Source organism: Streptomyces sp. NPDC006385 (assembly GCF_040612485.1).
In the GTDB taxonomy this organism is placed as follows: Bacteria; Actinomycetota; Actinomycetes; order Streptomycetales; family Streptomycetaceae; genus Streptomyces.
The window spans coordinates 40,050-52,685 of sequence record NZ_JBEXQG010000042.1; the positions used below are offsets into that span (position 1 = coordinate 40,050).

Below are 12,636 nucleotides of genomic sequence, written 5' to 3' on the forward strand. Positions count from 1 at the left end.
CATCCCGTGACGGAAGGCACCACCTCCGCCGCTGCCGAGGGTGCAGACACCCTGACCCGCCTGGAGCAGGAGGGCGAGATCGCGGCGGACTACCTCGAGGGTCTGCTCGACATCGCCGACCTCGACGGCGACATCGACATGGACGTCGAGGCCGACCGCGCCGCTGTCTCGATCATCAGCGACGCGGGCAGCCGAGACCTGCAGAAGTTGGTCGGGCATGACGGCGAGGTGCTGGAAGCGCTGCAGGAGCTCACGCGCCTGGCCGTGCACCGGGAGACCGGGGACCGCAGTCGCCTCATGCTGGACATCGCGGGCTACCGGGCCAAGAAGCGTGCCGAGCTCTCCGAGCTGGGCGCCAAGGCCGCTGCCGAGGTCAAGAGCACCGGCGAGCCCGTGAAGCTGAAGCCGATGACGCCGTTCGAGCGCAAGGTCGTGCACGACGCGGTGAAGTCGGCGGGCCTGCGCAGCGAGTCCGAGGGCGAGGAGCCGCAGCGGTTCGTCGTCGTGCTTCCCGCCTGATCGGCCCGTACGTTTCCTCCGGCCCCGTCTGTCCGCAGGCGGGGCCGAACTTTGTCAGCCTGTTAGTTCTGGTGGTTCTGGTGGTCGGCGCCCGGTGCGTCGGCGCGGTACGGAAGGACGGTCCCCGTGACGGAGGCAGCGGAGCTTCCCCCTGCGCCCGAGCAGGCACGTGAGGTGTTCGGCGATCGCTACGCTGATGCGGTCCGCTACGCCGAACTGCTCGCCGAGGCGGGTGTGCAGCGCGGCCTGATCGGCCCGCGTGAGGTGCCCCGCCTGTGGGAGCGGCACCTGCTGAACTGCGCGGTGCTCTCCGAGGTCGTGCCGGAGGGGGTGACCGTGTGCGATGTCGGCTCGGGCGCCGGCCTGCCTGGCATTCCCCTGGCCCTCGTCCGGGAGGACCTGAAGATCACGCTGCTTGAGCCACTGCTACGGCGCACCAACTTCCTGACCGAGGTCGTGGAACTGCTGGGCCTCGATCACGTCACGGTGGTGCGTGGCCGTGCCGAGGAGGTCATGGGGAAGCTGACACCGGTGCATGTCGTCACCGCACGAGCCGTGGCGCCGTTGGACCGGCTGGCCACCTGGGGAATCCCTCTGCTGCGACCGTACGGCGAGATGCTCGCCCTCAAGGGGGACACCGCCGAGGAGGAGCTCAAGAGCGCGGCCGCGGCGCTGAGCAAGCTCGGTGCCGTGGAGACGTCCATCCTGCATGTGGGTGAGGGAGTGGTCGATCCGATGTCCACCGTCGTCCGCGTAGAGGTCGGGGAGAGCCCGGGAGGTGTGCGTTTCGCGGCGAAGCGTGCGAAGGCGGCCCGTTCGAGCCGGGCACGGCGCAGGCGCTGACGGAGGTCAAGCGCCGGGTCTCGCAATCTGCACAAAAGAGGTGCCCTTCCCGGGGTTATCCCCAGGCAAGGGCACCTCTTTTTGTGTGTTTCTGGACCACGATCAACAGACACGGAATTTACCGGTCGAGGCAGTAGCCGAACTCAGGAAGATGGAGCGGCAGGCCCTCTTGATGATCACTGTGCCGCCGTCACCGCTGGTGCGGTACCCGTGCCCCAGATGGCCTTGACGTCCTGGTTGGCGCAGGTCGACGTGGCGGCGCTCAGCATTCTGATGCACCTCGCCGATTCGTCGCCGCAATTCTCGCGAGAAATACCTGAGGTGTATTTGCTGTATGGCGTGGGGGTTTTTGCCCGAAAGATCGCCGTCGATGTCGTCTCGCCCTGCGAGGGGGTGGCGGCTGTGACAGAAGTCCCACATGCGCCTGCTGGGAAGAGGGTGGTAACAGCCTGTCGAGGCTAGGGTGTACTCCGTAAAAGGGTACAAAACTACTCAGGGTGGAGTGTCGTGAAGTATTTCGGGATGACGCTGGCATCGTGTTTCACGTGAAACGTCGCTCACTCCTGCACGGCATCATCAGTCGTGGCCGCGCCGCGGCCGAACCTCGAGACCGAAAGCCCCTGGGTTCTCTCGGAGAGGGTGCTTCCGACGACACTCCGTCCCCCTCGAGGGGCACGGAGTTGTCCACAGAGGTGGATTTCTCCACAGAACACCAGGCCTCACTGGTTCACGACCCCGAAGACATGGGAGGCTCTGTTCATTGCGAGCCTGAAGTCGAGGAGAGTGAATCCTTGCGGTCCGACGCCAACATCGCGGGACCGATGACCGATCCGGTCCCCGGTCCCCGTACCGAGTCGATGGGGGAGGATGTTTCACGTGAAACACCGCCCCCGATGGACGACACTCCCATCGGTCGTGCTGCCCAACTGGCGGTGGAGGCTCTAGGCCGCGCCGGTGAGGGCCTGCCACGGCCCGAGCAGACCCGCGTCATGGTGGTCGCCAACCAGAAGGGGGGCGTGGGCAAGACGACAACGACCGTCAACCTTGCCGCGTCACTGGCTCTGCATGGCGGCCGTGTCCTGGTCATCGACCTCGACCCGCAGGGCAATGCGTCCACTGCCTTGGGGATCGACCACCACGCCGAAGTGCCTTCCATCTACGACGTGTTGGTCGAGAGCAGGCCGCTCGCGGAAGTCGTCCAGCCGGTCCCCGATGTCGAGGGTCTCTTCTGTGCCCCTGCCACGATCGATCTCGCCGGTGCGGAGATCGAGCTGGTATCCCTGGTGGCACGTGAGAGCCGGCTCCAGCGGGCGATCCAGGCGTACGAGCAGCCGCTGGACTACATCCTCATCGACTGCCCGCCCTCGCTCGGTCTGTTGACGGTCAATGCGTTGGTGGCCGGGCAGGAGGTCCTGATCCCGATCCAGTGCGAGTACTACGCGCTGGAGGGCCTGGGGCAGCTCCTACGCAACGTCGACCTGGTGCGGGGGCACCTCAACCCCGCTCTGCATGTATCGACGATCCTGCTCACCATGTACGACGGCCGGACGCGACTCGCCTCCCAGGTCGCGGACGAGGTGCGCAGCCACTTCGGCGACGAGGTGCTGCGGACGAGCATTCCCCGCTCGGTCCGTATCTCCGAGGCACCGAGTTATGGACAGACGGTGCTGACCTACGATCCAGGTTCGAGTGGTGCCCTGTCCTATCTTGAGGCGGCACGTGAAATCGCGCTGAAGGGTGTCGGCGTCAGTTACGACCCGACGCATGCCCACATCGGCGCCCAGAGCAACCCGAGCATGGTGGAGGGTGTCCAGTGAGCGAGCGACGGAGGGGTTTGGGTCGTGGTCTCGGCGCACTGATCCCCGCTGCACCGACGGAGAAGTCGGTGGCCCCGGCTGCCATGGGAGGCGCTGCTTCCCCTTCGCCGGCCGCTGTCCCGGTGCTGACCGACCGCGGAGTGGCCGCGGCCAAGGTGGCCATGCTGCCGCCTGTTTCACATGAAACCGAGGACCGGTCGCCGCACGGCGCCGTGGATATGCCCCCACCTCCCATGGGGGCCCACTTCGCGGAGATCCCCCTCGATGCGATCACGCCGAACCCGCGCCAGCCGCGCGAGAACTTCGATGAAGATGCTCTGCAGGAACTCGTCACTTCCATCAAGGAAGTCGGCCTCCTCCAGCCGATCGTCGTCCGGCAGACTGGCCCCGCACAGTACGAGCTCATCATGGGCGAGCGGCGCTGGCGGGCCTGCCGTGAGGCCGACCTCGACGCCATCCCGGCGATTGTGCGGGCCACGGATGACGAGAAGCTTCTCCTGGATGCCCTGCTGGAGAACCTGCACCGCGCTCAGCTGAACCCGATCGAGGAGGCGTTCGCCTACGATCAGCTGCTGAAGGACTTCAACTGCACGCACGACCAGCTGGCGGACCGCATCGGCCGCTCCCGGCCGCAGGTCTCCAACACTCTGCGTCTGCTGAAGCTCTCGCCCAAGGTCCAGAACCGGGTGGCCGCCGGGGTGCTCTCCGCCGGGCATGCGCGGGCGCTTCTCTCGGTTGAGGACCCGGAGGAGCAGGAGCGGCTGGCCTATCGGGTGGTTGCCGAGGGGCTCTCGGTGCGGTCCGTCGAAGAGATCGTGACTCTGATGGGCTCCCGCCCGCAGAAGACGCAGCGTTCCAGGGGGCCGCGGGCCGGCTCGGTGCCCTCTCCGGCACTGTCCGACCTCGCGACGCGGCTCTCGGATCGCTTCGAGACGCGGGTGAAGGTTGAACTGGGTCAGAAGAAGGGGAAGATCACGGTCGAATTCGCCTCCCCGGAAGACCTCGAGCGGATCCTCAGCACACTCGCTCCCGGCGAGAAACTGGCTCTCCAGAAGAGTCTCCAAGGCGAGGACGCGGAGGAGACCGAGGTCTGAGGCTGGTCGGCCGGGTTCCGCTCCCCGGCCTGCCACGCGGGCCGTGTCCGGTGTGTCCGGAACACGGCCCGCTCTTTTGCTTTCTGGCGGTATCGATGGAATCACAAGGTGGATACGATGCGTTCGGGTATGGCGCATCCACTTGGCAGACCTCTTAGGGGAGGCGGGGTCCATGCGAACGGTGAGCCGCACCAGACTGGTGAGCGTGGGACTTGGGCTGGGCGCGGTCGGCGGATTCGTCGGCAGCCTGCTCAGGGAACGGAGCGCTCTGACAGCCGCTCGCGATGCCGCGAGCGAAGGAAGCGAGGAACAGCCTTCATGGGGCGTCGGCTCGTACCGCTCACGCTGGACAACCTTCAGGACCTTCCCAAGCGCTGCCGCTCGTGTGTCTTCTGGGAGTTGGACCCGGTCAGCGGTGAAGCCGCGGTAAAGGCTGGCACACCCGCTCTGGAGAAGGAAGCCTGGATCTCCGCCGTGCTGCTGGACTGGGGCTCCTGCGGGCGGGTCGTCTACGTCGACGACGTACCGGTGGGCTTCGTGCTGTACGCCCCACCGGCATACGTCCCCCGCTCGACGGCGTTCCCTACGAGCCCCGTCTCCGCGGACGCGGTCCAGTTGATGACCGCGTTCATCATACCGGGCTACCAGGGACAGGGACTGGGTCGTGTGATGGTCCAGACGGTCGCCAAGGACCTGCTGCGGCGTGGTTTCAAGGCGATCGAGGCTTTCGGGGACGCGCGCTGGAAAGAGCCGGCGTGTGTGCTGCCGGCAGACCATCTCCTGGCCGTGGGCTTCAAGACGGTTCGCCCTCACCCCACCTTCCCACGCCTGCGGCTGGAGCTGCGGACGACCTTGTCCTGGAAGGAAGACGTGGAGATGGCGATCGACCGGCTGCTGGGGGCTGTACAGAAGGAACCGGCGTTGAGGCCCCTCTGAAGGGAGCTGCCTCTCCCTAGTGGGCCGCCCCGCTAGGGCAAGCCGCCCCTCTCATGAGAATGGGCCAACCCCCTCGGGTTGGCCCATTCGTGTTTCACGTGAAACATCACTCGGCGATGAAGTCCTCAAGGTCGCGGACGATCGCGGCCTTGGGCTTGGCGCCCACGATGGTCTTGGCGACCTCGCCGTTGTGGTAGACGTTCAGCGTCGGGATGGACATGACGCCGTACTTGGCGGCCGTACCCGGGTTTTCGTCGATGTTGAGCTTGACGACCTCGATCTTGTCGCCGTACTCGGCGGCGATCGCTTCGAGGGACGGCGCGATCTGGCGGCACGGTCCGCACCAGGCGGCCCAGAAGTCCACCAGGACGGGCTTGTCGCTCTTGAGGACGTCCTGCTCGAAGGAGTCGTCGGTCACGTTCTTCAGGGTGCCGGCCACGGCGGGCTCCTTAATTGTGTGGTGCGTGGGGCGGGTGGGGGTCAGACAGAGGTCTTCTCGGGCTCGGCCTTCTCCTCGTCCGCGAGGGCGGCGAGGAAGCGCTCGGCGTCGAGAGCGGCGGAGCAACCGGTGCCGGCCGCGGTGATCGCCTGGCGGTAGGTGTGGTCGACCACGTCGCCCGCACCGAAGACACCGGTCAGATTGGTGCGGGTGGAGGGGGCGTTGACCTTGAGGTAGCCCTCCTCGTCCAGCTCCAGCTGGCCCTTGAACAGCTCGGTGCGCGGGTCATGGCCGATCGCGATGAACAGGCCGGTGACCGCCAGGTCGGAGAGCTCGCCGGTCTTGACGTTGCGCAGCTTCAGACCGGACAGCTTCTGGTCGCCCTGGATCTCGGCCACCTCGCTGTCCCAGACGAACTTGATCTTCGGGTCGGCGAAGGCGCGGTCCTGCATCGCCTTGGAGGCGCGCAGGGTGTCGCGGCGGTGGACAACCGTCACGGACTTGGCGAAGCGCGAGAGGAAGGTGGCCTCCTCCATCGCGGTGTCGCCGCCGCCGATCACGGCGATGTCCTGGTCCTTGAAGAAGAAGCCGTCGCAGGTGGCGCACCAGGAGACACCGCGACCGGACAGGGCGTCCTCGTTCGGCAGACCGAGCTTGCGGTGCTGCGAGCCCGTGGCGACGATGACGGCCTTGGCCCGGTGGACCGTGCCCGCGGTGTCGGTGACGGTCTTGATGTCACCGCTCAGGTCAACGTTGACGATGTCGTCCGGGACGAGCTCGGCTCCGAATCGCTCAGCCTGGGCGCGCATGTTGTCCATGAGTTCGGGGCCCATGATGCCGTCCTGGAAGCCCGGGAAGTTCTCCACCTCCGTGGTGTTCATGAGCGCACCGCCGGCGGTGACAGCCCCCTCGAACACCAGCGGCTTCAGCGACGCGCGCGCGGTGTAGAGCGCCGCCGTATAGCCGGCGGGCCCGGAGCCGATGATGATCACGTTACGGACGTCGCTCACGGCTTGATTCCTCGTCTCTGGACTGCGTCGTCGGACCGGGGGAGCTCTTTCGGAACTCTCACCCCACCCAACGGATCCTAAGGGGCGCGCATTCCCACTGTGTCCGGGCACACGGCAACGCCACACCGTAGGGGCTGCCACGCGGGACGGAGACGAACCGCCGGCTTCTCAGCGGCGTGTGTAGGAGTCCGTCAGGAGAATCTTGGCCGTGGTGGACGACGGGTGCTTCACACAGGTCGCATCCACGACGTAGACGTTGACCCGGCTGTCATCCTTGGCTTCGGGCATGACGACGAGCAGAGCGTCCTTTCCCTTGTAGACGCCTTCCTCGGTCGCGATCGCCGGGTCGTTGCGGCCGATCCCCTTCTGGACGCATTCGGGGACCGGAATGTCGCGCAGGACCTGGGGGCCGGTGGTGTCGGCCCCACCCTCCATACCGAGGCTGCGCTCCGGTTTCTGGGAGCTGCCTGGGGAGCTGTCGTGCTTGGCGAGGAGATCGGCGACCTGCTTCTCCAGCTTCGCCGCGGAGAAGGTGTCAGCCCCTGTCTGCCCGCCGTTGGCTGACGGGCCCGACCCTGCGCCACCCATGAGTGAGGTCAGCAGTACGGAGCCGAGTCCCAGAGCGGCGGCCGTGAAGGCGGCGCTGAGGACGGCGACCTTGCGTCGCCCGGCCTTCTTGCGGTCCTTGCGGCCGGGGCCGGTGGTCGAGGAACGGGGGCGCCCTGCCGGACGATCTGCCGGTGCCGATGTTTCACGTGAAACATGGGCGCTGTCGCCCCCATCGGATGCCGAACCGTCCGCACCGGCGGGCGCGGGCGGGGCAACGTCATCGGACGCCGTGGCGTTGAGCAGAGCCTCTGCGGCGAGGGCGGCGTCGATACGTTCCGCGATATCGGTGGGCATACGCGAGGGCCCCGGTAGCGTGCCGAGCAGCCCCCGGATCTCCTCCAGCGACGCGTGGACGTCTGCGCACAGCTCGCACTCGTCCAGATGCCGTCGTACATCGGCGGTCCTGGACGGGGGGAGAAGGCCCTCAGTGAGGTCGGAGAGCTCGGTGACGTCCGGGTGCCCGGCCGTGTCCGTCGTGGATGTCACGCTCGCCCACCTCCGCCCTTCACAGCAGCTGAATCACTAGGACCGGTATCGCGCGGATCCGTGGCTTGCCCCGTGGCATGGGGATCCGCTGCCGGTGGGACGGATGTCCCCTGCGTCCGGTTCCGCCTGCGTCCGGCTTCCTTGCCTTCTCTGGCGCTTTCCGGTCGTAGATGGGTGAGGAGAGGCAGGAGTCTGGCTCTGCCGCGCGCACATCGGCTCTTGACCGTGCCGGTCGGCACATCGAGGACCCGGGCGGCCTCCGCGACCGGGTACCCCTGCATGTCCACGAGGACGAGCGCCGCGCGTTGGTCGGCCGGGAGCGTGCCGAGAGCCTCCAGGAGCTGCCGGTGCAGATCGTTGCGCTCCGCGGGCGCCGACGCCGACTCGTGTGGCTCCAGCAGTTGCTCAAGGCGCTCGGTGTCGTCGACCGGGGAGGTCTTCCGGGAGGCCGCCTTGCGGGCGCGGTCCAGGCAGGCGTTCACCGTGATCCGATGCAGCCATGTCGTGACGGCCGACTGGCCCCGGAAGGTGTGGGCGGCCCGATAGGCGGAGACCAGGGCGTCCTGGACGGCGTCAGCGGCCTCCTCGCGGTCCCCCAGCGTCCGCAGAGCCACCGCCCACAGTCGGTCGCGGTGCCGCCGCACAAGCTCACCGAAGGCGTCGGGGTCGCCCTTCACGTGGAGGGCCAGGAGATCCTGGTCGCTCGTGTCGCGGTGTGCGGTGCCGTCTGCCATCGGACCCCCTCCCCTTGGAGCTGGTGAGCGCTAGCCGGTGAACTTCAGGTCGGTGATGGCCTGCTTGTACCCGGAGCCGCTGTACTGGTCACCGTTCGCGTGGGGCATGGCGGTGAGCCAGACGAGAACGTACTGGGTCTGCACCGGCTTGGTGACCTTCACCGTCGCACTGGTGCCGCTCGTCGTGACGGTGCCGATCTTTTCCATCGAGTCCAGCGACGAGGGTGTCAGGGAGTCCGACGCGTAGAGCGAGACGGTCGTGTGGTCGCCGGGGTACAGCAGCCCTATCGAAGCCGCCGACACCTTCTGAGCGGATCCGAGGTCGTAGACGATGCCGACACCAGGCTTGAAGGCGGGGTTCATGTCCGGTCCGTCGACGAAGCTCTTGCTGCGCCAGTACGTCGAGCTGTCGCCGTCGTAGGTCTTGCCCACGTCCTCCGGTGCCTGGGCGCCGCCCTTCGCGACGAACTCCTGGGCGTTCTGAATCTTGATCGGCTTGACCGGCTTGGTCTTGTCGCCGTTCTTCTCGTTGCCCTCTGTCGTCTGCGTCTGGTTGGGGTCGCCGGAGTTGTTGCCCTGGTCCATGAGCGCGTCCGCCAACTGCCAGCTGCCGAGGCCCAGGGCGGCGATGAGGAGGGCCGAGACAGCCCACTTGAGCGCCTTGCCGGTGCGGCTCTGCAGCGGGGGCGGCGGGGTGGGTACCGGCTGGGTGGCGCCCGGGTGCGCCGCCTGGCGGCCGTAGGTGCCCTGCTGGTAGGTGGTGCGCTGGTACTCCGGCGGCGCGGTGAACGCGGGCTCTGGCGGGCGGATGCGGGGCATCTCGCCGATCGCCTTCACCAACTCCTCCGGTGTCGTGCACGCGGACTCGTGGCGGGAAGCGGTCGCGCCGTCGTTGACCAGTGCGCGCATGGCCAGTTCGGACAGGCCGCGGTGAACGCCGGCCCGCACCTGGTCGGGGGCGATCAGACCGACGTCCTTGGGCAAGCCGGACAAGCCGTAGGCGTCGCTCTCGTACGGCCAGCGCTGGGTGAGCGAGGCGTACAGCAGGGCGCCGATGGCCTCCGTGTCGGTGCGCTGCGGGGTCTCGGAGGTGATGCCGCGCAGCGCGGCGTTCACCGCGAGGCCGCGGATGCGCCACTGGCCGGACGAGGTGCGCAGTACGGCGTTCGGGTTGAGGCGGAGGTGGGCCAGGCCCTCGCGGTGGGCGGCCGCCATGGCGGCGGAGACCTGGGTGACCATCTGGTAGGCGTCGTACACCTCCAGCGGGCCCGAGGCGAGCAGCGTGGTGAGTTCCGTGGCGTCGGGGAGCCACTCATGGACGACGTAGACCAGGTCGTTCTCCTCGACAGCGTCGAGGACCTGGACGAAGCGAGGGTCGCCGAGCAGCGCGGAGGAGCGGGCCGCGGCCAGCACGGAACGCGCCCGCGCGTGGTCGGCGGGCAGGATGTGGACGCCGACGGCGCGACGGAGTTTCTCGTCGACCGCACGCCAGCTGCTGAAACCGTCCAGACGGGTGACGCATTCCTCGAGCCGGTAGCGTCTGGCGAGCTTGTGGCCGCTGTGCAGCTCGGGTGGTGAGGCCTTTCCGGGACCATCGGTCCCGCCACTCCCCTGTGCCTCGTCGGTGTCCGTGTCCCGCTCCCGATTCTTGGCCACCCCGTCGGCCGTGGACTGGTCCGCCTGCGCGGTCAGCGGCTCGTCGCCGCTGTTGTCTGCCACGTCGACGGCAGCCGTGCTCCGTTCCGCCACCGTCGTTCCTGCCTCCCCATCCATTGCGCGCCGTCCGACTCAGTGCGCGCCGTCCGACGCCGAAACCAATTGTGCCCACAGTCCGCCGCTATGCACGACACACGGTGGCGGGCGATGGTTGTGCGCGTACCCCCACTTCAGCGACCCAGGCGCCCGCGAACCATGCCGACCAGCGAGTTCAGCTCCTCGATGCGCATGCGCCGGGCGGCGACGAAGAAGATTCCGAGCAGTACGGCCCCGCCGCCCAGCAGAGCGGCGAAGGAGCCGACGACGCCCTGACCGAGGGTCTGGGCGATCCCGTAGCAGGCCGCACCGCTCAGCAGCGCTGCCGGTACCGAGGCGAGGCAGAGCCTGGTGTACGTCCGCCTCACCCGGGCGCCGTCCAGGTCGCCGCCCAGCTTCTTGCGCAGCCGTCGCCAGGCGACGCCGACGCCGATCGCGTAGGCCAGGCCGTACGAGGCGGCCATGCCGACCACGGCCCAGCGGGCCGGAAGAAGGAAGTAGCAGATCGCGGAGGCGACGGCGTTGCCGGCCGCCACGATGACGGTGTTGTAGAAGGGGGTGCGGGTGTCCTCGTAGGCGTAGAAGGCACGAAGGACGACGTACTGCACGGAGTACGGGATCAGGCCGAGGCCGAAGGCCATCAGCATGAAGCCCATGTTGGTGGCCTCGCTCGTGCCCGAGGAGCCGAACATCAGCGTGCACATCGGGATGCCGAGCGACAGGAAACCGAAGGCGAGCGGCACGATCGCGACCGCTGTCGTGCGCAGGCCCTGGGAGATGTCGTCCCGTACGGCGCCGGAGTCGTCCTCAGCTGCTGAACGCGAGATACGGGGCAGCAGGGCGGCCATCAGGGAAACGGTGATGATGGCTTGCGGGAGGCCCCAGATGAGCTGGGCGTTGGCGTAGGCGGCGTAGCCGGTGCCGTCGACGGCGGAGCGGATGCCCGCGGAGGTGGACAGCTGGGTGACCACCAGCGCACCCGCCTGGTTGGCGAGGACGAACAGGATGGTCCACTTGGCGAGCATGGCGGCCTTGCCGAGCCCGTGGCCCTTCCAGTCGAAGCGCAGCCGCAGCCGGAAGCCGGTCTCACGCAGGTAAGGGATCATGGCGAGGGCCTGGACGACCAGGCCGAGCAGGATCCCGACGCCGAGGAGCCGCTGGCCCTCCGGCGGGATGTTCGTGACCTTCATGCCGGAGTGTTCTGCGGTGCCGTACACCCACAGGAACATCCCGAGCGTCACGATGATGACGATGTTGTTCAGGACCGGTGTCCACATCATCGCGCCGAATCGGCCGCGGGCGTTGAGGATCTGGCCCATCACCACATGGACGCCCATGAAGAAGATCGAGGGCAGGAAGTAGCGGGTGAAGGTGATCGCCACCTCGTTGGCGGCGGGGTCGCGGGCGACAGGGGTGGACAGCGCGCTGACCAGCAGCGGCGCGCCGAGCATCGCGAGTGCGGTGAGCGCTGCGAGTGCCACCATCACCAGGGTCAGCAAACGGTTCGCGTACGCCTCGCCGCCGTCTTCGTCGTCCTTCATGGCGCGCACGAGCTGGGGCACGAAGACGGAGTTGAGGCCGCCACCGACGGTCAGGATGTAGATCATCGTCGGCAGCGTGTAGGCGACCTGGAAGGAGTCACCGAGCAGGCCCAGGCCCAGTGCCGAGACGATCATCATCGAGCGGACGAACCCGGTGAGCCGGGACACCATTGTGCCCGCCGCCATCACCGCGCTCGACTTCAGCAGACCGCCGGCTTTGCCGCCCTTCTTCGTGGCAGTCGCGGGAGCAGGCGCGGGAGCGGCTGTCGGGCCAGGGGCCTCGGCCGCGGGGGGCGCCGTCGGTGTCGGCTGCTGGAACTCGGCGGGTGCCGGCGACGGCCCTGGGACGGTCGGCGGCTGGTAGTGCGGATGGCCGCCGGCCTGCTGCTGGTCGCGGAAGAGGTGAGCGAAGGCGTCGTGCTCTTGGCGATTTCCGGTGGAGTGCGTGACGAGGTCGTCGACGCCCACGTACTGGGTGGTGCGAGGGTCGTCGCCGTACGGCAGGTGCTGGGTCGGGCCCTCCGGCTCCGGGGCCGGGGTCTGGGCCCACACATGCGGGTCGGGGGCGTAGGGCGACGGGGGCGGCTGGCCGTACAGCGGCTGCTGCGGTGTGCCCGGAGGGGGCGGCGGGTGGGCGGCGCGGTCGTACAGCGCCTCGGCGACCGGGTCCTGGGCGGAGAGGTCCTGGGCCCGGTAGGGGTCCTGGTCGTAGGCGTCCTGGAGGTACATGTCCGCGGGGTGCTGCGGCGGTACCTGGCCCTGCTCGGGCGGCGGGCCCTCGGGGTGCCCCGAGCTGCCCGCGGCTTGGCCGCGGTCACCGTCGTACGGCGCGTTCATGGTTACCCCACCTCATCGT

At 68.1% G+C, this 12,636-nt stretch carries 11 protein-coding genes; 5 read left to right on the forward strand and 6 right to left on the reverse strand.

The features are described 5' to 3' along the window. The first annotated feature begins 6 nt into the window (after positions 1-6). The 5 genes from ABZ078_RS27855 (at position 7) to ABZ078_RS27875 (ending at position 5,209) form a co-directional block, all read left to right on the forward strand. Positions 7-519, forward strand: a complete 513-nt coding sequence (locus tag ABZ078_RS27855; RefSeq protein WP_356579606.1) for a R3H domain-containing nucleic acid-binding protein — start codon at positions 7-9, stop codon at positions 517-519. Between the two features lie 126 nt (positions 520-645). Then, positions 646-1,362 carry a 16S rRNA (guanine(527)-N(7))-methyltransferase RsmG gene (gene rsmG, locus ABZ078_RS27860; protein WP_356579608.1) on the forward strand — a complete coding sequence of 239 codons (717 nt, stop codon included), beginning with the start codon at positions 646-648 and terminating at the stop codon, positions 1,360-1,362. A gap of 743 nt (positions 1,363-2,105) precedes the next feature. Continuing rightward, positions 2,106-3,179, forward strand: coding sequence for a ParA family protein (locus tag ABZ078_RS27865; protein ID WP_356579659.1), 1,074 nt, complete (start codon positions 2,106-2,108; stop codon positions 3,177-3,179). Further along, a complete protein-coding gene (locus ABZ078_RS27870; RefSeq protein WP_356579610.1) occupies positions 3,176-4,273 on the forward strand; it encodes a ParB/RepB/Spo0J family partition protein in 1,098 nt (365 codons plus the stop codon). The genes ABZ078_RS27865 and ABZ078_RS27870 overlap by 4 nt, the downstream gene beginning before the upstream one ends. A 318-nt stretch (positions 4,274-4,591) precedes the next feature. Then, on the forward strand, positions 4,592-5,209 hold the full coding sequence (locus ABZ078_RS27875; protein ID WP_356579612.1) for a GNAT family N-acetyltransferase: 618 nt from the start codon (positions 4,592-4,594) through the stop codon (positions 5,207-5,209). A gap of 106 nt (positions 5,210-5,315) precedes the next feature. On the opposite strand, the gene trxA is transcribed toward ABZ078_RS27875, so the two are convergent. From trxA to murJ, 6 genes are all read right to left on the reverse strand, one after another. Further along, positions 5,316-5,648 carry a thioredoxin gene (trxA, locus tag ABZ078_RS27880; RefSeq protein WP_356579614.1) on the reverse strand — a complete coding sequence of 111 codons (333 nt, stop codon included), beginning with the start codon at positions 5,646-5,648 and terminating at the stop codon, positions 5,316-5,318. 41 nt (positions 5,649-5,689) lie between these two features. Next, positions 5,690-6,658, reverse strand: coding sequence for a thioredoxin-disulfide reductase (gene trxB / locus ABZ078_RS27885; RefSeq protein ID WP_356579616.1), 969 nt, complete (start codon positions 6,656-6,658; stop codon positions 5,690-5,692). 168 nt (positions 6,659-6,826) lie between these two features. Next, positions 6,827-7,753: a hypothetical protein gene (locus ABZ078_RS27890; RefSeq protein ID WP_356579618.1), complete on the reverse strand. Its 927-nt coding sequence runs from the start codon at positions 7,751-7,753 to the stop codon at positions 6,827-6,829. Next, the gene (gene sigM, locus ABZ078_RS27895; protein WP_356579620.1) at positions 7,750-8,487 is read right to left on the reverse strand and encodes an RNA polymerase sigma factor SigM; all 738 of its coding nucleotides are present in this window, start codon (positions 8,485-8,487) and stop codon (positions 7,750-7,752) included. The genes ABZ078_RS27890 and sigM overlap by 4 nt, the downstream gene beginning before the upstream one ends. Before the next feature lie 30 nt (positions 8,488-8,517). Further along, a complete protein-coding gene (locus tag ABZ078_RS27900; protein ID WP_356579622.1) occupies positions 8,518-10,236 on the reverse strand; it encodes a protein kinase family protein in 1,719 nt (572 codons plus the stop codon). Between the two features lie 137 nt (positions 10,237-10,373). Further along, the gene (gene murJ, locus ABZ078_RS27905) at positions 10,374-12,617 is read right to left on the reverse strand and encodes a murein biosynthesis integral membrane protein MurJ (protein WP_356579624.1); all 2,244 of its coding nucleotides are present in this window, start codon (positions 12,615-12,617) and stop codon (positions 10,374-10,376) included. Positions 12,618-12,636 lie beyond the last annotated feature (19 nt).